20 protein-coding genes are annotated in these 22422 nt (G+C 68.2%); 5 read left to right on the top strand and 15 right to left on the bottom strand.

The features are described 5' to 3' along the window. Nucleotides 1-70 precede the first annotated feature (70 nt). The 3 genes from AC2ITM_RS03955 to AC2ITM_RS03965 are packed head-to-tail and all read left to right on the top strand — an operon-like array spanning nt 71 to nt 2860. The gene (locus AC2ITM_RS03955) at nt 71-1045 is read left to right on the top strand and encodes a TRAP transporter substrate-binding protein (protein WP_486468532.1); all 975 of its coding nucleotides are present in this window, start codon (nt 71-73) and stop codon (nt 1043-1045) included. Beyond that, on the top strand, nt 1042-1563 hold the full coding sequence (locus AC2ITM_RS03960; protein ID WP_486468533.1) for a TRAP transporter small permease: 522 nt from the start codon (nt 1042-1044) through the stop codon (nt 1561-1563). The genes AC2ITM_RS03955 and AC2ITM_RS03960 overlap by 4 nt, the downstream gene beginning before the upstream one ends. Further along, nucleotides 1556-2860 (top strand): TRAP transporter large permease, encoded by a 1305-nt coding sequence (locus AC2ITM_RS03965; RefSeq protein WP_486468534.1) that lies wholly within the window; start codon nt 1556-1558, stop codon nt 2858-2860. The genes AC2ITM_RS03960 and AC2ITM_RS03965 overlap by 8 nt, the downstream gene beginning before the upstream one ends. A gap of 122 nt (nt 2861-2982) precedes the next feature. Here the strand turns inward: AC2ITM_RS03965 and AC2ITM_RS03970 are convergent, their stop codons facing one another. The 11 genes from AC2ITM_RS03970 to chvE form a co-directional block, all read right to left on the bottom strand. Then, a complete protein-coding gene (locus tag AC2ITM_RS03970) occupies nt 2983-3981 on the bottom strand; it encodes an aldose epimerase family protein (RefSeq protein WP_486468535.1) in 999 nt (332 codons plus the stop codon). Between the two features lie 3 nt (nt 3982-3984). Then, complete coding sequence (locus AC2ITM_RS03975) at nt 3985-4851, bottom strand: SMP-30/gluconolactonase/LRE family protein (protein WP_486468536.1); 867 nt, start codon at nt 4849-4851, stop codon at nt 3985-3987. Then, nucleotides 4848-5465, bottom strand: coding sequence for a 2-dehydro-3-deoxy-6-phosphogalactonate aldolase (locus AC2ITM_RS03980; protein ID WP_486468537.1), 618 nt, complete (start codon nt 5463-5465; stop codon nt 4848-4850). The genes AC2ITM_RS03975 and AC2ITM_RS03980 overlap by 4 nt, the downstream gene beginning before the upstream one ends. Then, nucleotides 5462-6376, bottom strand: a complete 915-nt coding sequence (locus AC2ITM_RS03985; RefSeq protein ID WP_486468538.1) for a 2-dehydro-3-deoxygalactonokinase — start codon at nt 6374-6376, stop codon at nt 5462-5464. Before AC2ITM_RS03985 ends, AC2ITM_RS03980 begins: the two co-directional genes overlap by 4 nt. A gap of 3 nt (nt 6377-6379) precedes the next feature. Further along, on the bottom strand, nt 6380-7903 hold the full coding sequence (locus AC2ITM_RS03990; RefSeq protein WP_486468539.1) for an aldehyde dehydrogenase (NADP(+)): 1524 nt from the start codon (nt 7901-7903) through the stop codon (nt 6380-6382). A 12-nt stretch (nt 7904-7915) separates the two neighbouring features. Further along, nucleotides 7916-8833 carry a dihydrodipicolinate synthase family protein gene (locus AC2ITM_RS03995; RefSeq protein ID WP_486468540.1) on the bottom strand — a complete coding sequence of 306 codons (918 nt, stop codon included), beginning with the start codon at nt 8831-8833 and terminating at the stop codon, nt 7916-7918. A 30-nt stretch (nt 8834-8863) separates the two neighbouring features. Further along, nucleotides 8864-9787: a Gfo/Idh/MocA family protein gene (locus AC2ITM_RS04000; protein WP_486468541.1), complete on the bottom strand. Its 924-nt coding sequence runs from the start codon at nt 9785-9787 to the stop codon at nt 8864-8866. Continuing rightward, the gene (gene araD / locus AC2ITM_RS04005; protein ID WP_486468542.1) at nt 9787-11532 is read right to left on the bottom strand and encodes an L-arabinonate dehydratase; all 1746 of its coding nucleotides are present in this window, start codon (nt 11530-11532) and stop codon (nt 9787-9789) included. Before araD ends, AC2ITM_RS04000 begins: the two co-directional genes overlap by 1 nt. 139 nt (nt 11533-11671) lie before the next feature. Beyond that, complete coding sequence (gene mmsB / locus AC2ITM_RS04010) at nt 11672-12868, bottom strand: multiple monosaccharide ABC transporter permease (RefSeq protein WP_486468543.1); 1197 nt, start codon at nt 12866-12868, stop codon at nt 11672-11674. Between the two features lie 13 nt (nt 12869-12881). Then, on the bottom strand, nt 12882-14411 hold the full coding sequence (gene mmsA / locus AC2ITM_RS04015; protein ID WP_486468544.1) for a multiple monosaccharide ABC transporter ATP-binding protein: 1530 nt from the start codon (nt 14409-14411) through the stop codon (nt 12882-12884). A 63-nt stretch (nt 14412-14474) separates the two neighbouring features. After that, nucleotides 14475-15530 (bottom strand): multiple monosaccharide ABC transporter substrate-binding protein, encoded by a 1056-nt coding sequence (chvE, locus tag AC2ITM_RS04020; protein ID WP_486468545.1) that lies wholly within the window; start codon nt 15528-15530, stop codon nt 14475-14477. 158 nt (nt 15531-15688) lie between these two features. Here chvE and AC2ITM_RS04025 point away from each other — a divergent pair, with 158 nt between their 5' ends. Both AC2ITM_RS04025 and AC2ITM_RS04030 read left to right on the top strand, forming a co-directional pair. Then, a complete protein-coding gene (locus AC2ITM_RS04025) occupies nt 15689-16606 on the top strand; it encodes a LysR family transcriptional regulator (RefSeq protein ID WP_486468546.1) in 918 nt (305 codons plus the stop codon). Nucleotides 16607-16617: 11 nt separating this feature from the next. Next, nucleotides 16618-17439, top strand: a complete 822-nt coding sequence (locus AC2ITM_RS04030; protein WP_486468547.1) for an HTD2 family dehydratase — start codon at nt 16618-16620, stop codon at nt 17437-17439. Nucleotides 17440-17628: 189 nt separating this feature from the next. On the opposite strand, the gene glpK is transcribed toward AC2ITM_RS04030, so the two are convergent. The 4 genes from glpK to AC2ITM_RS04050 all read right to left on the bottom strand — a co-directional run bounded on the left by glpK (nt 17629) and on the right by AC2ITM_RS04050 (nt 22414). Then, a complete protein-coding gene (gene glpK / locus AC2ITM_RS04035) occupies nt 17629-19113 on the bottom strand; it encodes a glycerol kinase GlpK (protein ID WP_486468548.1) in 1485 nt (494 codons plus the stop codon). Between the two features lie 30 nt (nt 19114-19143). Next, entirely contained in the window at nt 19144-20700 is a 1557-nt protein-coding gene (gene glpD / locus AC2ITM_RS04040) for a glycerol-3-phosphate dehydrogenase (protein ID WP_486468549.1), read from the bottom strand. 81 nt (nt 20701-20781) lie between these two features. Then, nucleotides 20782-21426 (bottom strand): phosphoglycolate phosphatase, encoded by a 645-nt coding sequence (gene gph, locus AC2ITM_RS04045; RefSeq protein ID WP_486468550.1) that lies wholly within the window; start codon nt 21424-21426, stop codon nt 20782-20784. A gap of 142 nt (nt 21427-21568) precedes the next feature. Next, the gene (locus AC2ITM_RS04050) at nt 21569-22414 is read right to left on the bottom strand and encodes an amidohydrolase family protein (RefSeq protein ID WP_486468551.1); all 846 of its coding nucleotides are present in this window, start codon (nt 22412-22414) and stop codon (nt 21569-21571) included. Nucleotides 22415-22422: the final 8 nt, after the last annotated feature.

The raw sequence follows: 22422 nt of genomic DNA on the forward strand, positions 1-22422 counted from the left end.
AACAGGAGTGAAATCCGAAGGGGCGTTCCGGCCGGTCCGGGCCGCCCCGCAACTTACCCGGGAGGAAATAATGGGTATCTTCAAAAAGGTTACCGGTGCGGCTCTGGCGCTTGGTCTTTCCGTCGTGGCTGCCAATGCGGAAGAGCTGAAGTTCGCCAACTTCATGCCCGCCGGCCACCCCTATGTGGCGGGCACGTTCCAGCCCTTCGCGGACATGGTGAAAGAGAAATCCGGCGGCGACGTCACCGTGCGTCTCTACAATGGCGGCGAACTGGGCCCGGGCCCGGTCGAGCAGTACAGCCGCGCCCTGGACGGCGTGGCCGACATGTCGATCAGCCTGCCGGGCTACACTGCCAACACCTTCCCGCTGACCCTGGTCGCCGAACTGCCCGGCGTGCTGGACGAGGAAACCGGCACCAAGACGATCTGGGACAACATCGACCTGTTCAAGCCCGAATACCGCCGCGTCCAGCTGGTGGCGCTGTGGTCCTCGGCCAAGAACTACATCTTCGCCAACAAGCCCGTGCGCACCCTGGATGACGTCAAGGGCCTGAAGATCCGCGTGCCCTCGCGCAACACCGGCCTGATGGTCCAGGCCTGGGGCGCCACCCCGGTGTCGATGCCCGTCTCGGATGTCTACAATGCTCTGCAGACCGGCGTGATCGACGCCGCCATGATCGACGGCACCGGCGTCAACGCCTTCAAGCTGGGCGAAGTGTCGAAATACCTGACCGTGGGCATCGATTCGACCAACTCTCCGTTCTTCATCGTGATGAACCGCGATGCGTTCAAGGCGCTGTCCGACAAGGACCAGAAGGCCGTTCTGGACGCCGGCAAGGAAGCCTCGCAACTGGGGCAGGACACCCAGCTGAAGGTCGCCGCCGCCGGCATCAAGGCCTTCGCCGAAATGCCCGGCCACGAAGTCATCACCCCGGCGCCCGAAGCCGTTGCCGCCTTCAACAAGGCCTCCGAAAGCATCGTCCCCGGCGTGCTGAAAGAGGTGAAGGGTGGCCAGCAGCTCTATGACGCCCTGAAGGCCGAGTGAGCCCCGTGACCAACACCCGCCGCTTTGCAACCCTCTCGGTGATCACCGAGAGGGCCACGCACGTCCTGTCGATCATCTCCGGCATCCTGCTGCTGGCGATGGTGCTGGTCGTCGCCGTGGGCGTCATCATGCGCTTTGCCTTCGCCATGCCGATCCTCGGTCTGAACGAGATCGTCCAGCTGAACGCGGTTGCCCTGGCGATGCTGGCGCTGCCCTATGCCACCGCCTCGGGCGTGCATGTGCGCGCTGACATCTTCGACCCGGTGATCGGCCATTTCGGCCGCCTGTTCGGCGATCTGCTCACCCGCGTGCTCTCCTGCGTGGTGCTGTGGTACATGACCGGCCGCGCCTGGGCCAAGGCCATGGACGCCCTGGAATACCAGGACACCACCAACATGCTCTCTCTGCCGCTGTGGCCGTTCTACGCGCTGATGGCCTTCGGCATGGCGGTCTGCATCATCGTCTTCATCGTGCAGATCATCGACATCATCGCGAACGGAGGCGTGGCCGATGAGTGAACTTCAAATCGGCATCTCGGGCTTCGTCGTTCTGTTCCTGCTGATGATCCTGCGCACGCCGATCGCCTTCGCCATGCTGATGGTCGGCTTCTTCGGCACCTGGATCGTCGAGGGTCTGCACCGCTCGGGCGCCCTGATGCTGACGGAAAGCTATTCCGCCATCTCGAACTACAACCTGATCGTCGTGCCGATGTTCATCCTGCTGGGCAACGTCTCGTCCGAGGCAGGCTTCTCGCGCGGGCTTTATGACGCGGCCCATGCCTGGGTCGGTCGCTTCCGCGGCGGGCTGGCCACGGCCTCGGTCATCGGCTGCGCGGCGTTTTCCGCCGTGTCGGGCTCTTCGGTGGCGACCGCCGTCACCATCGGCAAGGTCGCCATCCCCGAGATGAAGCGCCTGGGCTACGGCAATGGCCTGGCAACCGGTTCGGTCGCCGCCGGCGGCACGCTGGGCTTCCTGATCCCGCCCTCGACCGGCTTCGTCATCTACGCCATCCTGACCGAGGAATCGATCGGCCGCCTCTTCATGGCCGGCATCCTGCCGGGCATGCTGATGATGCTGCTGTTCATCTGTGCGGTCTACATCGTCTCGGTCATGGACCCCAAGGCAGGTCCCCGCGGCCATGCCGTGCCCTTCGGCGAACGCTTCCAGCTGCTGGTCAAGTCGATGCCGTTGCTCCTGGTGATCCTGGTCTCGATCGGCGGCATCTACGTCGGCGTCTTCACCCCGGTCGAGGCCTCGGGCGTCGGCGCGGCGCTGACGGTGCTCTTGGCCTTCGGCACCCGGGCGATGGGCATGGCGGGCTTCAAGCGGGCGGTGATGGACACCGTGCGCACCTCGGCCATGCTCTACATGATCGTGATCGGCGCCAACGTGCTGAACCCGTTCCTGGCGCTGACCAACATCCCCGACGCCCTCGGCGACACGCTGGCGGCGCTTGGCCTTGGCAGCTACGGTACCCTGGCGATCATCCTGCTCAGCTACGTGGTGCTGGGGATGTTCCTTGATGGCCTGGCGATGCTGGTGATCACGGTGCCGATCTACTACCCGGTGATCAAGGCGCTCGGCTTCGACCCGATCTGGTTCGGCGTCATCGCCGTCATCGTGATCGAGATGGGCATGATCACGCCCCCCGTCGGCCTGAACGTCTTCGTGGTGCGCAACGTGGCGCAGAACGTGCCGCTCTCGACGGTGTTCCGCGGCGTCACGCCCTTCATCATCGCGATGCTGATCTGCCTGCTGCTGATCATCCTCTTCCCCGACATCGCGCTGCTGATCCCGAACTCGATGTACGGCTGATCCGGCCCCCGCTGAAAATCGCAAGGGCCCGCCTTTCCCAAGGCGGGCCCTCTGCTTTCATCTTTCCCCAAATATGTCGGGGGAGGCGCGCAGCGCCGGGGGCAGAGCCCCCCGCACCGCCCTCAGCCCGCCTGACGCAGCCCGTATCGCACCACATGGCGATAAACCTGGCCCGCCCGCAGCACGCTGCCCGGAAAATCCGGCCGGTTCGGCGCATCGGGCCAGCCCTGGGTCTCCAGCGCCAGGCCCGCCCGGGCATAAAGCCGGTCGCCGTCGCGCCCGTTCACCCGCACCCCGCCCAGATGGCCCGCATCATAGACCTGCAGCCCCGGCGCATCGCTTTCCACCACCAGCGACAGCCCCGTCCGCCCCGAGGCGATGGCCATCAGCCGCAGCAGCCCCTCCGAGGGCTCGAAGGCAAAGCAATGGTCGATCCCCTCGGTGCCGATCAGCCGCGGCCGGCGAAAATCGAACCGCGTGCCGGCGACCGGCGCAGGCGCCTCGGGCAGGGGGATGTTGCGGGCATCGACCGGCAGGTAGGCGGCGGCCGCCACATGCAGCCGGGTGCCCGCCACGTCGCCGCTGTCGTCCAGGCAGAAATACGAATGATGCGCCATGTTCACCGGCCCGTCGGCAGTGCCATGGGCGGTCATCTCGATCACCAGGGCGGTGTCTTCCAGCCGGTAGGTGACGCTGGCCTCCAGCGCGCCGGGAAAGCCCATGTGCCCCTCGGGTTCGTGCAGGGTGAAGGTGGCGCTTTCGGCCCCGGCCTCGGCCAGGGTCCACAGGCGATGCCCCATCCCTTCCGATCCGCCGTGCAGGCAGGTTTCGCCGCCCTCGTTGCGGTCCAGCGCGAACCGCTGCCCGTCGAGGGTGAAACCGCCGCCCGCGATCCGGTTGGCATAGCGCCCCACGGTGGCGCCGAAATGCACCATCGGGCCCAGGTAATCCTCCAGCCGTTCCGAGCCCAGCACCAGCGACGGCCCGGTGCCCGCCAGCCGCAGGTCCTGCAGCCGGGCGCCATGGGTCAGAAGGGTGGCCGTCAGCGCACCGGTGCCGATGCTCACCGCCTGCACGACCTCGCCCGAGGGCAGGGTGCCGAAATCCCGGATCCGGGGCATGTGTTACAGCCTCACTCTGTGTTCCGCCTGACCCTTGATACCGGTTTCCGCTACGTAGACCAGACCCTGATCGGCATCCGGTGCCGTGATGTTCTCCAGCGCGGTGGTGATGAACAGGGTTTCGAGCGAGGCTCCGCCGAACGCCGGGCAAGAGCTGTGCCGCCCGGCGGTTTCCACCACCCGCTCCAGCGTGCCGTCGGGACGATAGCGCGCCACCCGCCCGGCGCCCCATTGGGCGTTCCACAGGTGCCCCTCGGCGTCGATCACCGCGCCATCGGGGTTCAGCCCCTCGGCGCTCAGGTCCAGGAAGACCTCGGGGTCGCCCGCAGGCCAGCCCTCGGCATCGAGTGCAACGCGGAAGATCCGCCCCTGCACGGTGTCGGCGAAACAGGCGCTGCCGCCGTCGGGGGCAAAGCAGATCGCATTGGGGATCGTCAGGCCGGTGAAAAGCGTCCGCAGCGCTCCGTCGTAAAACCGGTGGATGGCGCCCAGCCCCGGTTCCGCTGCCTTGCCCATGGTGCTGACCCACAGGCCGCCTTGCGGGTCGGCGCGGCCGTCGTTGCTGCGGGTGCCGGGCTGGTCGGCCTGCAGCGCCACGATGCGTTCCCGGGCGCCGCTGGCGATGTCAAAGCGCCAGATCCCGGTTTCCGAGGCCAGCGCCAGCGTGTCCTCGTCCACCCAGCCCGCGACCGAGAAATGCTCGTCGAACTGCCAGTGCAGGGGGGTGTCGCCCTGGCGCGACAGCAGCCGCTTGTGGATGATGTCGAACCAGAACAGCTGCTGGCGCAGCGGGTGCCACAGTGGGCCCTCGCCCAGGAAACAGGGGCGGGCATCATGGACAGAGGCGGTCAGGCAGGGCGCAGAGGTCATGCGGATCTTTCACTGAAACAGGCATCGCAGGTGGCGACGATGGCCACCGCCCGCGCCGCCACCGTAGCGGGCGCATCCCCGGGACGGTAGAGGGCGGTGCCGATGCCGAAGCCATCCGCCCCAGCGGCCACCCAGTCGGCAAAGCTGTCGGGCCCGGCGCCGCCCACCGCATAGACCGGCACCGTGGCGGGGATCACCGCGCGCATGGCCTTCAGCCCGGCGGGGCCGATCTGGGCGCCCGGAAACAGCTTCAGCCCCGTGGCACCGGCGCGGATCGCCTGAAAGGCTTCGGTCGGGGTCATGAAGCCGGGCCAGCTGTGCAGCCCGCGCGCGACCGCCTCGGCGATGACCGGCAGATGGGTGTCGGGCGAGACGATCAGGCGGCCGCCCGCCCCGGCGACGGCGGCGACCTCGGCGGGCTCCAGCACGGTGCCCGCGCCGATCAGCGCGGCACTGCCGAAGGCGCGGGCCATGCGGCGGATCGAGACCAGAGGCTCGGGCGAATTCAACGGCACCTCGATGCGGGTGATGCCCGCCTCGATCAGCACTTCGGCCACGGACAGGGCATCATCCGGGGGCAGGCCGCGCAGGATGGCGATCAGGGGGCGGCTCATGTCGTTTCCTTTCGCGGATAGAGGCGGGCATGGGCGGCGCGCAGCCCGGCAAGGGCCAACGCCGGGGCAACGGGGGGATGCAGCCGGGCCCCCGCCGCCTGCAGCGCCTCGGCATAGCGGCGGGCGGGCCCGTCCGAGCCGATGATCGCCACCGGCAGGTCCTGCCACCAGGGCGCCGTGCCCGACAGTTCCGACCCGATCAGCAGCCCCGACAGCCGCGCGCGGGCCACGCCCGGGCCGGGCGCGCCCAGCAGCGCCGCCGGACGCAGGCCGAACAGATCGCCCAGCAGCCCCTCGGGGGCATGAAGGCCACGGGCCAGCGCGGCCTCGAATGCCGCATCGTCCCAGCCGTCATCCAGCGCGTGCCGCAGCACCGAGGCCGAGGACAGCAGCGCGAAGACCTCTCCGGTCATCACGGTGCGGAAGGCGGTGATGCGGCCGCCCGTCACCCGCACCCATTTGGTATGGGTGCCGGGCAGGCACAGCGTACCGTCAAAGCCCGGCTCCTGCGCCAGAAAGCCCGCGATCTGGGTTTCCTCGCCGCGCATGACATCGGGGGGATCGGTCTGGGCCACGCCGGGCAGGATCTGCACCGACAGGCGCGGGTCGCGGGTGGGGGCGGTGACGGGGGCCAGACCGCCAGGCGCGCAGGGGGTCATGGCATAGGGCGCCTCGGTCCAGCCCTGCCGGGCGCCCGCCATGCCGCAGACCAGCACCCGGGTGCGGCGGTCGGGCGCCAGCAGGTCGGCGCAAAGATCCAGCAGCGCGGCCTCGAACGCCTCGGGGGCTAGCCGCCCCATCCCCTGGTCCGAGCTCCGTTCCGCCCGCACCGTGCCATCGGCCGCCAGCGCCCACAGCCGCAGGTTCGAGGTGCCCCAGTCCACCGCAATCCACAGATCCGAGGGGCGCATCCCTCAGATCCCCTGCAGATCGCCGGGCAGGATCGCCCCGGGCAGGTTCTGATAGCAGACCGGTCGCAGGAAACGCCGGATCGCCAGCGTGCCGACCGAGGTGGCGCCGAAGTTGGTCGAGGCCGGGAACGGCCCACCATGGACCATCGCGTCGCAGACCTCGACCCCGGTGGGAAAGCCGTTGGCCATGACGCGCCCCGCCTTGCGTTCGAGGATCGGCATCAGCTGCCGGGCGGCATCGGTGTCGGCCTCGTCCATCATCAGCGTGGTGGTCAGCTGGCCGTGCAGGCTGCGCGCCACCGCCAGCATCTCTTGGAAATCGCGGACCACGATGGCGATGCCGGAGGGGCCGAACACCTCTTCCGAGAGCGCCGCGTTGGCCAGCCATTCGGCGCCGGTGGTGCGGAAGACATAAGGCGCCGCGTTGCGCAGGTCGCAGGTCGAGGTCATGACCGCCTGCACGCCGCTCTGCGCGGCAATGGCGGCGGTGCCCCGGCGGTAGGCATTGGCGATGCCCTCGGTCAGCATCGGCTGGGGGGCGACCTGTTGCAGGGCCTGGGCGGCGGTTTCAAGGAAGGTCTCGGTCTCCGGGCCCTCGATCATCACCAGCGCGCCGGGGTTGGTGCAGAACTGGCCTGCGCCCATGGTCAGCGATCCGGCCCAGCCCGTTGCCATGTCGGCGGCGCGGGTGGACATCGCAGCGGGCAGCAGGAACATCGGGTTGACCGAGCCCAGTTCCCCGAAGAAGGGGATCGGTTCGGGCCGCGCGACGCAAAGATCGAACAGCGCCTTGCCGCCCCGGTAAGAGCCGGTGAACCCCACCGCCCGGATCAGCGGATGCTGCACCAGCGCCGCGCCCACCGCGTGGCCCATGCCGCCGTGGATCATCGAGAAGACGCCCGGATGCAGGCCGCATGTCCTGATGGCGGCATGGATCGCCTCGGCGACGATCTCGGCGGTGCCGGGATGGGCCTCGTGACCCTTGACCACCACCGGGCAACCCGCCGCCAGCGCCGAGGCCGTGTCGCCCCCGGCGGTGGAAAACGCCAGCGGAAAGTTCGAGGCGCCAAAGACCGCGACCGGGCCGATGGGCCGTTCGATCATCCGCAGGTCGGGGCGGGGCAGGGGTGCCCGGTCGGGCAGCGCCGGATCGTGGCGGATGTCGAGGTAATCGCCCTTCAGGATGTGATCCGCGAACAGGCGCAGCTGGCCGGTGGTGCGGCCGCGTTCGCCTTCCAGCCGCGCGGCGGGCAGGCCGGTCTCGGCGCTGCCGATCTGGGTGATCAGGGGGCCGCGGGCCTCGATTTCCTCGGCGATGGCGGTCAGGAAGGCGGCGCGTTCGGCGCGGGTGGAATAGCCATAGGACCAGAAGGCATCCTCGGCCGCCTGCACCGCGCGGTCGATCAGATCGACCGTTCCGGCGGAAAACTCATGCGCCGGGCCGGTCACGGGGGCCGAGGCGAAACGGCTGTCGGTGGCCACCCAGTCACCGGCGATCAGGTGCTTGCCATGCGGTTCGAATGTCATGTGAAATCTCCCTTACTTGCCCCAGCGAAGCGCGATCAGGTCCAGTTCGCCCGCCAGTTGCAGCAGCCGGTCCTTCGTGCGCGGCGACAGCGGTTTCAGCGGATGGCGCACGGTATCCGATCCGATCACGCCGCCCGCCGCATAGACCGTCTTGCAGGCGCGCAGGCCGCATTGGCGGTTCTCGTGGTTGATCAGGGGCAGGCACAGCTTCCACTGTGCCAGGGCCGCGTCAACATTGCCGGCCAGATAATCTATGACGATGGGACGAATCCGTTCGGGGAACATCCCCGAGGTCATGGTACCGGTGCAGCCCGCATCCAGATCCGCCAGCAGCGTCACCGCTTCCTCGCCGTCGAAGGGGCCCAGGATGTGATCGCCGCCGGCCTCGATCAGGGTGGCCAGCTTGTCGGCGGCAAAGGGGGTCTCGATCTTGAAATAGCTGACCTGCTCCAGCTCCTGCGCCATGCGCACCAGCAGCGGCACCGGCAGGCTGACGCCCGACAAGGGCGCGTCCTGGATCATGATCGGGATGGTGATGGCCTGCGAGACGGCCGCGAAATGTTCAAAGATCGTCTCGGGGGCGGGGATCATGCCGACGCCGTGGTAGGGCGGCATCATCATCACCATGGAGGCGCCCAGGGCCTGGGCCTCGATCGCGCGTTTGACCACGATGTCGGTCGAAAAATGGCTGATGGTGACGATGATCGGCACCCGGCCCGCGCAATGTTCCAGGCTGGTGCGGGTCATCAGGGCGCGTTCCTCGTCCGACAGCACCATCTGTTCGGAATAGTTCGCCAGGATGCAGATCGCATCGACGCCCTGGTCGATCAGGCAGTCGATGACGCGGCGCATCCCCGGCACATCCAGCGTGCCATCGGCATGGAAGGGGGTGGGGGCGACAGGCAGGATCCCGGTCAGAGGGGTTTTCACGGCAACGGTCCTTTCGGTCTTGGCAGACGTTCAGAAATGGAAGGGGGCGGTGGTGTCCCGGCGCCCCAGAAGGAAGGCATCGGCGACATGGGTCATCGGGCGCAGGTCCATGTCCTGCCCGCCACGCTGCACCAGCGCCGCCATCTGCGCGTAAAGCCGGGGATATTCCCCCGAGAGGCCATCCTGCGACGCCCCCTGTTCGATCCCGTCGACGAACATCCGCGCGCCGCCATGGGTCAGCTGCAGGGTGCCCGCATCCGTCAGCGCCTCGATGGCCCAGGTCTGTTCGCCCTCCTGCCGGAAATCGAGGCTGGCCTGGACCTGCGCATGGGGGTGGAAGAACGTCACCTCGGCCGCGATCGGGGCCTGGCGGTTTTCCGGAAAGACCAGCGTGGCGTCGCGCACGTGGATCTCTTCGCGCAGGATATGGGTCACGATGGACAGCGCGTTGATGCCGGGATCAAAGACACCAAGGCCCCCGGGCGCAAAGATCCAGTCCTGGCCGGGATGCCAGCGGCGGACGTCCTCTTTCCAGGTGACGGTCAGCGATTTCAGCCGCTTGTCGGCCAGCCAGGCCTTGGCATCGGCCACCTTGTCGGCCTGCCGCGAATGCCAGGTGGCATAAAGCGACACGCCCTTGTCGGCGGCCATCCGCATCAGCGTGTGGCATTCCGCCAGCGTCGCCCCGGGGGGCTTTTCCAGCATCACGTGGCGCCCGGCGGCCAGCGCCTTCGCGGCGTAATCGAACCGCGGCACCGGCGGCAGGCACAGCGAGAGCACCCGGATATCGGGCCGCGTCGCCAGCAGGTCGTCGATGTCGGTGAAGGCGGGCACCCCCGCCACCGTGCCCGCGCGCGAGACGGTGGCGGCAAGCTCCCAGTCGGGAGAGGCGGCAATCGCCGGGACATGCTGGTCGAGGGCGATCTTGCCGATGCCGATGAGGGCGATCTGCATCAATGCGCGTCCTTTCCGACCGGGGAACCCCGGCACCCTTTCAGGAAATCCAGATCCGCCCCGGTATCGGCACCCTGCACATGCTGCTGGTGCAGCCAGGCATAGCCCGAGGGCGGGATCTCGTGGGTGGGGGCCCAGGCGGCCAGGCGTGCGGCCAGTTCCTCCTCCGGGATGTCCAGGTGGATGCGGCGGTTCGGCACGTCCAGCTCGATCATGTCGCCGTTCTTCACCACCGCCAGCGGACCACCGGCGGCGGCCTCGGGCGAGGTGTGCAGGACCACGGTGCCATAGGCCGTGCCCGACATGCGCGCGTCCGAGATCCGCACCATGTCGGTGATGCCCTTCTGCAGGACCTTGGGCGGCAGACCCATGTTGCCGACCTCGGACATGCCGGGATAGCCCTTCGGCCCGCAGTTTTTCAGCACCATCACGCAGGTCTCGTCGATATCCAGGTCGGGGTCCTCGATCCGGGCCTTGTAGTCGTCGATATCCTCGAAGACGACGGCGCGGCCGCGGTGTTGCAGCAGGTGTTCCGAGGCGGCCGAGGGTTTCAGAACCGCTCCGCCCGGCGCCAGATTGCCCTTCAGCACCGCGATGCCGCCATGGGCGGTCAGGGGGCGGTCGGCGGGCAGGATGACGTCCTCGTTCCAGTTCACGACATCCTTGACCTCGTCCCAGATCGTGTCGCCGGACACGGTCAGCGCGTCCCTGTGCAGCAGGCCCTGTTCGCCCAGCCGTTTCAGCACGACAGGCAGGCCGCCGGCATAGAAGAACTCTTCCATCAGGTACTTGCCCGAGGGCATCAGGTTGACGATGGTCGCCACGTCGCGGCCGCAGCGGTCCCAGTCGTCCAGGGTCAGATCGACGCCCTCCAGCCGCCCGGCGATGGCCAGCAGGTGAATGACCGCATTGGTCGATCCGCCGATGGCGCCGTTGGTGCGGATGGCGTTTTCAAAGGCCTGCTTGGTCAGGATGTCGCTGGGCTTCAGGTCGTCCTTGACCATCTGCACGATGCGCCGCCCCGACATCTGCGCCATGACGCGGCGCCGTGAATCCACCGCCGGGATCGCGGCATTGCCCGAAAGCGCCATGCCCAGGGCCTCGGCCATCGAGGCCATCGAGGAGGCCGTGCCCATGGTGTTGCAGGTCCCGGTCGAGCGCGACATGGATTGTTCGGCCTCAAGGAATTCGGCCTGAGTCATCTTGCCCGCCTTCACATCCTCCGAGAACTTCCACAGATGGGTGCCCGATCCGACGCGCTCGCCGCGGAAATAGCCGTTCAGCATCGGCCCGCCGGTCACCACGATCGAGGGCAGGTCGCAGCTGGCCGCCGCCATCAGCAGCGAAGGCGTGGTCTTGTCGCAGCCCACCATCAGCACGCAGCCGTCGATGGGCTGGCCGCGCATCTGTTCCTCGATCGACATGGCCGCCAGGTTGCGGAACATCATCGCGGTCGGGCGGAAGGTGTTTTCCGAGGCGCTGAACACCGGGACCTCGACCGGGAAACCGCCGGCCTCCCAGATGCCGGCCTTCACCTTTTCCGCCAGTTCGCGCAGGTGGCCGTTGCAGGGGGTCAGGTCGGACCAGGTGTTCATGATCCCGATGACCGGGCGCCCGTCGAACAGGTCATGCGGGTAGCCCTGGTTCTTCAGCCAGCCGCGATGGTAGATCGTGTCGCGAGAGGTGCCTCCGTACCATTCCTGCGAGCGCAGCTTGCGGGGCCATTCGGCGGGTTTGAACGTCATTTCCTTGAACCTTGTCCTGAGACGGGAGGCGCGCGGCGCCGGGACAGATGGCGCGCGGGCGCGCCGGGGCTCCGGGCGGCGGTCAGGCCGCCGCCCGGATCGGTGGTGGCGGGGGAGGGAGGCCCGCCCGGAGGAACCCTCAGCCCTTGTTCTTCTGGTAGACGTCGAAGAACACGGCGGCGAGCAGCACCAGGCCCTTGATGACCTGCTGGTAGTCGATGCCGATCCCCATGATCGACATGCCGTTGTTGAGCACACCCATGATGAAGGCGCCGATGACCGCGCCCATGATCTTGCCCGAGCCGCCCGACATCGACGCGCCGCCGATGAACACGGCCGCGATCACATCGAGTTCAAAGCCGAAGCCCGCCTTGGGCGTCGCGGTGTTCAGCCGGGCGGCAAAGATCATGCCCGCCAGCGCCGCCAGCAGCCCCATGTTGACGAAGGCCAGGAAGGTCAGCCGTTCGGTCTTGATGCCCGAAAGCTTCGCCGCCTTCTCGTTGCCGCCCAGGGCGTAGATCCGGCGGCCCAGCACGGTGTTTTCCGTGATGAAGGCGTAGATCACCGTCAGGATCGTCATCGAGATCATCACGTTGGGCAGCCCGCGGAAACCCGCCAGCTTGTACATGACATAGAACAGCGCGCCGCAGATCACCGCCGTGCGGATGGCAAAGAACATCGCCGGTTCCCCGTCCATGCCGTAGCGGGCATTGGCGGCACGCTTGCGCAGGCCCAGCCAGATCACCAGCATCACCGCGATTACGCCCGCCGCCAGCGCCGTGCCGTTCGGACGGCCAAGGCCGAAGACATCGGGGATGAAGCCCGTCGACAGCGACTGGAAGCTGCGGTCGAAGGGCCCGATCGACTGGCCTTCCAGCAGCCACAGCGACAGGCCGCGGAACACCAGCATCCCTGCCAGCGTCACGATGAAGGCCGGGATCTTCCAATAGGCCACCCAGTAGCCCTGCGCCGCCCCGATCACCACGCCGGTCAGCAGGCAGGCGGGGAAGGTCAGCCAGACCGGCCAGCCCCAATGCACCATCATCACCGCCGCCAGCGCGCCGACAAAGCCCATGACGGATCCCACCGACAGGTCGATATGGCCCGCCACGATGACGATCAGCATCCCGAGCGCCATGATGATGATGTAGCTGTTCTGCAGGAACAGGTTGGTGATGTTGACGGGTTTCAGCAGCGTGCCGCCCGTGACCACCTGGAAGAAGACCATGATCGCGATCAGCGCCACCAGCAGGCCGTAGTCGCGCAGGTGGGCCGCCAGATAGGGCCCGAGCCTCGGGCCGCCCTGGCCCGGATTGTTCTGTTCTGCCAATTCCAACTTCCTCACTCCCTCATTCCACGACTTCGGTCACGATCATCGACATGATGCGTTCCTGGCTGGCCTCGGCCGCCGTCAGCTCGCCCACCAGGGCGCCCTCGTTCATGACGTAGATCCGGTCGCACATGCCCAGCAGCTCCGGCATCTCGGACGAGATCATCACCACGCCCTTTCCCTGGGCCGACAGCTCGTTGATGATGCCGTAGATCTCGAATTTGGCGCCGACATCGATGCCGCGCGTCGGCTCGTCGAGGATCAGCACCTCGGGACCCGAGAACAGCCATTTCGACAGCACCACCTTCTGCTGGTTGCCGCCCGACAGGTTCATCACCTTCTGGAAGACCCCCGGCGTGCGGATGTGCATGGCGCGGCGGTACTGTTCGGCGATGCGGGTTTCCTCGGCCTCGTTGATGACGCCCGCCTTCGAGACCGCGCCCAGGTTCGCCAGCGTGGTGTTGCGCTGGATCGTTTCCTCTAGGATCAGGCCCAGCGACTTGCGGTCCTCGGTCACATAGGCCAGGCCCGCGTCGATGGCGCGCCCGACGCTGGAGGTATCGACCGGTTGCCCGTGCATCTTCACCTTGCCCGAGATGTTGCGCCCGTAGCTGTGGCCGAAGATCGACATCGCCAGTTCCGTCCGCCCCGAGCCCATCAGCCCCGCGATCCCCACCACCTCGCCGGCGCGCACGTTGAAGGCGGCGTTGCGGATCACCTGACGGGCCTTGTGTTCGGGGTGCCAGACGTTCCAGTCCGAGACCTCCATCAGCATCTCGCCCGCGCGGGGCGTGCGCGGCGGATAGCGGTCCGACATCGAACGGCCCACCATGTCGCGCACGATGCGGTCCTCGGTGATCTCGTCGGCATGGGTTGACATGGTGCTGACCGTGGCGCCGTCGCGGATCACCGTCACGCTGTCGGCGACGCGCTTCACCTCGTTCAGCTTGTGGGAAATGATGATCTGGGTGACGCCCTGGGCCTTCAGCTCCAGCATCAGGTCCAGCAGGGCCTGGCTGTCATGTTCCGACAGCGCCGCCGTCGGTTCATCGAGGATCAGCAGGCGCACGTCCTTGGACAGGGCCTTGGCGATTTCCACCATCTGCTGCTTGCCGACGCCCAGGCTTTCGATCTTTGTGCCGGGGGCCTCGTTCAGGCCGACGCGGGCCAGCAGATCCTCGGCGCGGCGGAAGGTGTCGCGCCAGTCCAGCACCCCGCGCGCGGCGCGTTCGTTGCCCAGAAAGATGTTCTCGGCGATCGACAGCAGCGGCACCAGCGCCAGTTCCTGGTGGATGATGATGATCCCCAGATCCTCGCTGTCGGTGATGCCCGCGAACTGCGCGAGGCGGCCGTCATAGTGGATCTCGCCGTCATAGCTGCCGGCCGGGTAGACCCCCGACAGCACCTTCATCAGGGTGGACTTGCCGGCGCCGTTTTCGCCGCAGATGGCGTGGATCTCGCCCTCGGTCACGGTCAGGTTGACGTTGTCGAGGGCCTTCACACCGGGGAATTCCTTGGTGATGGCGCGCATTTCAAGCAATGAAGCCATGGCCTTGCCCTTCTGCAATCGGGGAAGGGGACCGGAACGCGCAGGTTCCGGGCCCCCGCGGTTTCACTGGAAGTTCGACATGTCGTGGTAGCCGCTGTCGACCACCAGTTCCTTCCAGTTCGACTTGTCCACCAGCTTGGGCTGCAGCAGGTACGAGGGCACGACCTTGACACCGTTGTTGTAGGTGGTGGTGTCGTTGATCTCGGGTTCCTTCTTCTGCATCAGGGCGTTGACCATGTTGACGGCGACGCCTGCCAGTTCCCGGGTGTCCTTGAAGACGGTGGAATACTGCTCGCCCGCGATGATCGACTTGATCGAGGGGATCTCGGCGTCCTGGCCGGTGACGATGGGCATCGGCGTGTCGCCCGAACCATAGCCCACCCCCTTGAGCGAGCTGAGGATGCCGATCGACAGCCCGTCATAGGGCGAGAGCACGCCGTTCACATGCTTGTCGGTGTAATAGGCCGACAGCAGGTTATCCATGCGGGCCTGGGCCACGGCGCCGTCCCAGCGAAGGGTGCCGACCTTGTCCATGCCTTCCTGGCCCGACACCACGTCGACCGAACCGTTGTCGATCAGCGGCTGCAGCACCGACATGGCGCCGTTGTAGAAGAAGTAGGCGTTGTTGTCGTCCGGGCTGCCGCCGAACAGTTCGACGTTCCAGGGCTTGGTGTCGGGGAAGCGTTCCTTCAGCCCGTCCACCAGCGAGGTCGCCTGTTCGACCCCCACCTTGAAGTTGTCGAAGGTGGCGTAATAGCTGACATAGGGCGTGTCGCGGATCAGCCGGTCATAGGCGATGACGGGGATATTGGCGAAATGCGCGTTCTCAAGCGCATTCGACAGGGTGGTGCCGTCGATCGCCGCGACCACCAGCACGTCGACGCCGCGGGTGATCATGTTCTCGATCTGCGCGACCTGGTTGGGGATGTCGTCCTCGGCATATTGCAGGATGGTGTCATAGCCGGCGGCCTGCAGCTGCTTTTGCATGGAGTCCCCGTCCGAGATCCACCGCGCCGAAGATTTCGTCGGCATGGCGATGCCCACCAGACCGCCCGCCTGGGCGACACCGGCAGACAGCACGAAGGCGGCGGCCGCAAGGGCCGCGAATTTCCTGAACATCTAGATCTCCTCCACTCATGCCCCCGGGCGCTCTCCTGGCGTGGGGGATGTCCCTGGTTGTTCTCCTCAACCACCCGTGTGGGTAAACGTCCGTATCATACCTGTAAAATGCTATTTCTGATGAAATGCATATCGAATCTGGTATGATGTGGCGCAGCATGGACCTGTTTCGCCGCCTCAAACCCATTCACCTGCGCCTTCTGTCCGAGATCGCGCGCCGTCAGAAACTGCAACTGGCCGCCGAGGCGCTGGCGATGTCGCAGCCTGCCGCCAGCCGGATGCTGGCCGAGATCGAGGCCGATTGCGGCGCGCCGCTGTTCATCCGCCATCCCCGCTGGATGGAACCCACGCCGCTGGGCCGGGCCTTCCTGCGTCATGTCCGCGTCATCCTGTGGGAGATGGAAAGCCTGCAATCCGAGGTCGAGGGCATCACCAGCGGCCAGAAGGGCGAGGTGCGCGTGGGCGCCGTCACCGGCCCCGCGATGGGCTATCTGATGCCGGCGCTGCAACACATCAAGGAAACCGCGCCGCAGATCGAGGCCACGGTCGAGGTCAGCCCCTCGGTGCAGCTGGTGCGCGGGCTGGAGGAGGGGCATTTCGATTTCATCATCGCCCGTCTGCCCTCCGAACATGACCGGCGCGACCTGCACATCTACCCCGCGCGCTCCGAGGAGGTCGCGCTGCTGGTGCGCGATCTGCATCCGCTGGCGGGGCAGGCGCAGGTGCCGCTGGAGGCGCTGACACGTTACCCTTGGGTGGTGCAGGAGCGCGGCTCGCCCATCCGGCGCGCGGTCGAGGACGGCTTTCTGGGCACCGGCATCGACGTGCCGCGCAATGTCTACAACTCATCCTCGCTGCTGGTGGTGCTGTCGCTGCTGGCGGGCGGAGACGTGATTTCCCCGCAATCCCGCGAGGTGGCCGAGATCCTGACCGGCGATGCCCTGGGCGCCCGGCTGGTGGCGCTGGACGTGGCCTGCCGCTTCACCGTGTCGCCCTATTTCGTGATCACGAACCGCGGGCGGCAGTTGCCTCATGCCGCGCAGGTGGTACTCGAGGAAGTGTTGCGGCGGATCTGAAGGGGAAGGCGATGGAGATCACCGACTGGATCGGGCGTCGGGAAGAGGCCACGGATCATCTGGCCGCGGGGCCGCTGGTGCGGCTGTCGGCGCTGCTGGACCGCGATGATCCCCCGCCGTCCGAGGTGCCGCCGCTGGCGCATTGGTTCTGGTTCCTCGATGCCGCGCCGCAGGCCGGGCTTGGCCCCGACGGCCATGCCGCGCGCGGCGGCTTCCTGCCGCCCACCGGCGATCTGCCACGGCGGATGTGGGCGGGCAGCCGGCTGTGGTTCCCGGCGCCCCTGCGGCTGGATCAGGGGGCGCGCCGGGTCTCGACCATCGCCAACGTGGCGCGCAAGCAGGGCCGCACCGGGGCGCTGGTCTTCGTCACCGTGCGCCACGAGGTTTTCGATGCCGACGGCACGCTGTGCGTGGTGGACGAGCATGACATCGTCTACCGCGGCCTTGATGCCCCCGCCGGGCGGCCCATCGCGGCCCCCGGGCAGGCGCAGGTGTCGCGGGTGGTGATGCCCGATCCGGTGATGCTGTTCCGCTTCTCGGCGCTGACCTTCAACGGCCACCGCATCCATTACGACCGCGATTATGCCATGGGGGTCGAGGGCTATCCCGGCCTGATCGTCCACGGGCCGCTGATCGCGACGCTGCTGGCCGATCTGGTGCGCCGCACATACCCCGAGCGGATGCTGCGTTTCGCCTTCCGCGCCTTCACCCCCGTCTTCGAGGGCGACAGCGTGACGCTGAACGCGGCACGCGACGGCGATCAGGTGACGCTTTGGGCCAGCCGCGGTGACGGCGGCGTCGCCATGACCGCCGAGGCCGAGCTGGCCGGTTAGCCCCCGCCTTGCCACCCCCGCGGGCCCCTGTCCGGCGGGCCTGCGGGGGGCTGTCCGGGGGCCACCGGCGGTCTCCTGTCCGGCACGCCTGCGGAGGCCCTGCCCGGGGGCAATCCGGCAGTCTCCTGTCCGGCAGGGCCGGTCCCTTGCCCGGCGTCGGGCTGGGCCGGTCCTGTCAGCGCCCCGTGCCTAGTAGGCCTGGGCCGCTGCCACCGCGCGTTTCCACTTGGCGTAAAGCGCATCGGCCCGGGCGCGGTCCATGGCGGGGGTAAAGGTGCGCTCCAGCGCCCAGGCGCGGGCAAAGCCCTCGCGGTCGGGATAAAGGCCCGCCCGGTGTCCGGCCAGCCAGGCCGCGCCCAGGGCCGTGGTTTCCACCATCCGGGGGCGGTCGACCGGGGCGCCGGTGACATCCGCGAGGAACTGCATCGTCCAGTCCGAGGCGCTCATGCCGCCATCGACGCGCAGGGTGCGCGCCGCGCCTGCCGTCCAGTCGGCCTGCATCGCCTCCAGCAGGTCGCGGGTCTGGAAACCCACAGATTGCAGGGCGGCCCGGGCAAAGTCCTCGGGGCCCGAGTTGCGCGTCAGGCCAAAGACCGCGCCGCGGCAGTCGGGGTTCCAGTAGGGCGCGCCAAGGCCGGTGAAGGCGGGCACCAGGATGACGTCCTGGTCAGGACCGGCGGCCTGGGCCAGGCGCTGGCTGTCGCCGGCACGCCGGATCAGCCCCATGCCGTCGCGCAGCCATTGCACCACCGCGCCTGCCACGAAGATCGACCCTTCCAGCGCATAGGCGGTCTGCCCGTCCAGCCGGTAGGCAATGGTGGTCAGCAGCCGGTGCTGTGAGCGCACCGGCTGGTCGCCGGTGTTCAGCAGCGCAAAACATCCGGTGCCGTATGTGCTTTTGAGCATCCCCGGTTCGAAACAGGCCTGGCCGATGGTTGCGGCCTGCTGGTCGCCCGCGACGCCCAGGATCGGGATCTCTCGGCCGAACAGATCGGGGCGGGTGACGCCGAAATCATCGGCACAGTCGCGGATTTCGGGCAGCAGCGACATCGGGATGTCGAGGAGGGCGCACATCTCTTCCGACCAGGTGCCGGTGCGGATGTCGCACAGCATGGTGCGCGCGGCATTGGTGATGTCGGTCACATGGGTGGTGCCGCCGGTCAGCTTCCATATCAGGTAGCTGTCGACGGTGCCGAAGGCCAGATGGCCGTCGCGGGCCCGGGCGCGGGCGCCGTCGACCGTATCCAGCAGCCACTTCAGCTTGGTCCCCGAGAAATAGGGATCCAGCAGCAGGCCGGTGATCTCGGTCACGCGATCCTCGTGGCCGGCCGCGCGCAGGTCGTGGCACAGTTGCGCGGTGCGCCGGTCCTGCCAGACGATCGCGTTGTAAAGCGGCTTGCCGGTTTCGCGGTCCCACAGCACGACGGTCTCGCGCTGGTTGGTGATGCCGATGGCGCGGATCTGGTCGGGATGCAGGCCGGCTTTCTCGATGGCGGCCCGGCAGGTGGCGGCGGTCGAGGACCACAGGTCCGCGGGGTCATGTTCCACCCAGCCCGAGCGCGGGAAATGCTGCGGGAATTCCTGCTGGGCCGAGGCCGCGATCTGCATGTCGGCGTCGAACAGGATCGCCCGGCTGGATGTCGTGCCCTGGTCGATGGCAAGGATATGGGTCATGGGGCCTCCCGCGGGTTGCTGGCGCAAGGGTTATCTGGCGCGTTCCATCCGCGCTTCCAGCCGGGCGACCTGGGCGGCATCCAGCCGCAGTCCCAGCTTGGTGCGCCGCCAAAGGACATCCGCTGCCGTATGGGCGAATTCATGGGTGATCAGCCATTGCACCTCGGCCTCGGTCAGGCCGGCGCCATAGTCGGTGCCCAGGTCCTGCCAGCTGCGCGCGGATCCCAGGATCTGCCCGGCCTCCAGCCCGTAGTGGCGGAACATCCGGCGCGCCTGCTTCATGCCCAGGAACGGATAGGCCTGGCACAGCGCGGCAGTCCGCTGGGCGGTTTCCCCGACCGGGAAATCGCCGCCCGGCAGCGGCACGCCGGCGGTCCAGGGCTGATCCTGCTGGCCAAGGGCGGGGGAGATCTTTTGCATCGCATGTTCGGCCAGGCGCCGGTAGGTGGTGATCTTGCCGCCGAAGACCGACAGCAGCGGCGCGCCGTCGCGGTCCAGCTTCAGCACATAGTCGCGCGTCGCGGCCGAGGCGCTGGCCGCGCCGTCATCATAAAGCGGCCGCACCCCGGAATAGGTCCAGACCACATCCTGACGGCTGATGGGCCGCGCCAGGTAATCGTTGGCGAAGGCGATCAGGTAGTCGATCTCGGCCTCCGAGGCTTCGGGGCGCAGGTCGGGATCGGGGTGGTCGGCATCGGTGGTGCCGATCAGGGTAAAGTCGTCCTCGTAGGGGATGGCGAAGATGATCCGCCCATCGGCGCCTTGCAGGAAATAGCATTTCTCATGCGCAAAGAGGCGCCGGGTGACGATATGGCTGCCGCGCACCAGCCGGACCCGGGCGCGGGTCTGCAGATGCAGCGTGTCGGCCAGAACCTCGCCCACCCAGGGGCCGGCGGCATTGACCAGCAGCCGCGCGGTGACGCGCCGGCCGGATGACAGGGTCAGCGTCCAGCCGTCGGGGCGGCGTTCGGCGGCGGTGACGCGGGTGCGCGGCAGGATGGTGGCGCCGCGGGCGCGGGCGTCGCGGGCGTTCAGCACGGTCAGCCGGGCGTCCTGCACCCAGGCATCGGAATATTCGAAGGCGCGGGTGAAGGTGGGCTTCAGCCCGTCGCCCTCCGGGGTGCCTTGCAGCGACAGGTTGCGGGTGCCGGGCAGGGTGCTGCGGCCCCCCAGCCGGTCGTAGATCGCCAGCCCCAGCCGGATCAGCCAGGCCGGTCGGCGCCCCTTCATCCAGGGCATCAGCAGCCCCAGCAGCCGCGAGGTGGGCGTGTCGCTGGCAAAACGCATCTCCGGGTGCAGCGGCAGCACGAAGCGCATCGGCCACGAGATATGCGGCATGGCGCGCAGCAGGCGCTCGCGTTCGCTCAGGGATTCGCGGACCAGCCGCAGCTCCCAGTATTCCAGATAGCGCAGCCCGCCGTGGAACAGCTTGGTCGAGGCCGAGGACGTGGCGCCGCCCAGGTCGCCCATCTCGGCCAGGATCACCTTCAGGCCACGCCCGGCCGCGTCGCGGGCGATGCCGCAGCCGTTCACCCCGCCGCCGAGGATGAAGATGTCGCAATCATGCGCTGCGCCTGAGGGGGCCATGGGCTGTCCTTCCGGGCCGGGACCGTGATCCTGATAGGGCGCAGGAAACAGGCCCCGGCCCGGAATGTCAAAGACTTGCCGTCAGCCAAGCGCCGCGACCAGCCCGGGCAGGCGGGCGTAATCGGCAAAGGCGGCGTGCCAGCGCATGGCGGCCACGTCGCCCTTCCGGTAGCCCTCGGTGTAAAGCAGGAAGGGGATCTGCGCGGCCTCGGCGGTGGCGGCGTCGACCTCGCTGTCGCCGACATAGATCGAGGCCCCCTCGGGCAGGGCGGCGAAGGCGGCGTGCAACGGTTCGGGGGCGGGCTTGCGCTGCGGCAGGCTGTCGCCGCCGATCACCACGGCAAAGCGGTCCAGCAGCCCGAGGTGCTCCAGCACGGCGCGGGCGGGGGCCTGGGGCTTGTTGGTACAGATGCCCAGCACGTGACCGGCCTCGGCCAGCGCATCCAGGGCGGGCAGCACGCCCGGGTAGATCCGGGTCAGCCCGACGGCGCCTTCGTAGCGGGCCAGGAAGGCCTGCTCCAGCGCGGGGTGGCGGCTGGGTTCCATGTCGCGGGCGGCGATCATCTTGTGCAGGAAGGCCGGGGTCCCCTCGCCGATGAAGGCGCGCGTCTCGCGCATCGAGAGGGGCGGCAGGCCTTCGTCCTCCAGCAGGGTGTTGGCGATCTCGCGGATGTCGGCGGCACTGTCGATCAGCGTGCCGTCCAGGTCGAAGACGATTCGGGCCATGGTGGTTCCTTTCCTGGGGTCGCGCAGGGGAAAGGCACGCCCGCCCGAAGCCTAGCGGCCGGGGCGACGGAACGGAATGGCGCCGGGCGCTTTGGGTCCGGGGGCGTGGCGCGGCTGCCCCAGGGGCGGGCGGATCAGGCGATCACGCAGGTTTCCAGGATGGGGCCCTCGCAGACCACGACCAGGCCCTGTCGCTGAGGCGCGGACCGGCGTTGCAGGCCAGCGAGGCCCCGAAGGGCACCTTGAAGACCAGCGGCGGCGGCCAGTCGACCAGCACGTCGAGGCGGTCCCGCAGGGCGGTGAAGGCGGCAGCCCGTGGGACATCGCTGAGCAGACCGGCGCCGGGCAGGGCCAGATGCGCGACGACGGCGCCCCGGCAGCCACCGCCAGCCCGAGGGCATGGTCGCAAAGCCGCCTCGACGATGCTGGTGACGCGCGGATCGCCGTCCAGAAGCGGATGCATGGTCATCAGCTCGGCCGCGCCATGGGTGTCGGGGCGGGCCGGCCAGCGGTCGATGACCTTGGGGGGGAAACGGCTTTGTTCATAGCCCGGCACCGAGGGCACGCAGGTGGGCACCAGCAGCCGCAGCGGCAGGCCGCGGGCGATGCTGCAGGCGTGCCCCAGCCCGGTTTCGCCTGCGACATTGGTCTGCCCGTGCGGGTCCCACAGGGCGGTCGTCTGGCCGCGCGGCGCTATCGCCGCGGCATAATCCGGCGCCGTCACCATCGAGCTTTCGACATGCATATGCGTGTCGATGAAGCCCGGAACCACGGGGGCCGCCGCGGCCGTCGAGCACCTGCAGGGCGGCGCACTGCGGGGCGGGGGCAGCCCGACCATGCCGATATCGGCCCTCCGCAGCCGCCCGCTCACGATGTCCAGCAGCTGTGCGCCGGTGACCGGCAGGTCCAAGGGGGCCCGGCCAAGGGCCGCCCGGACCGCCCGCGCCCTGAGGCTGGGGGCGTTGAGATCGGCGGGAAAGGCCATCATGTCACCCA

Source organism: Pseudooceanicola sp. NS-SX9, from assembly GCF_057380705.1.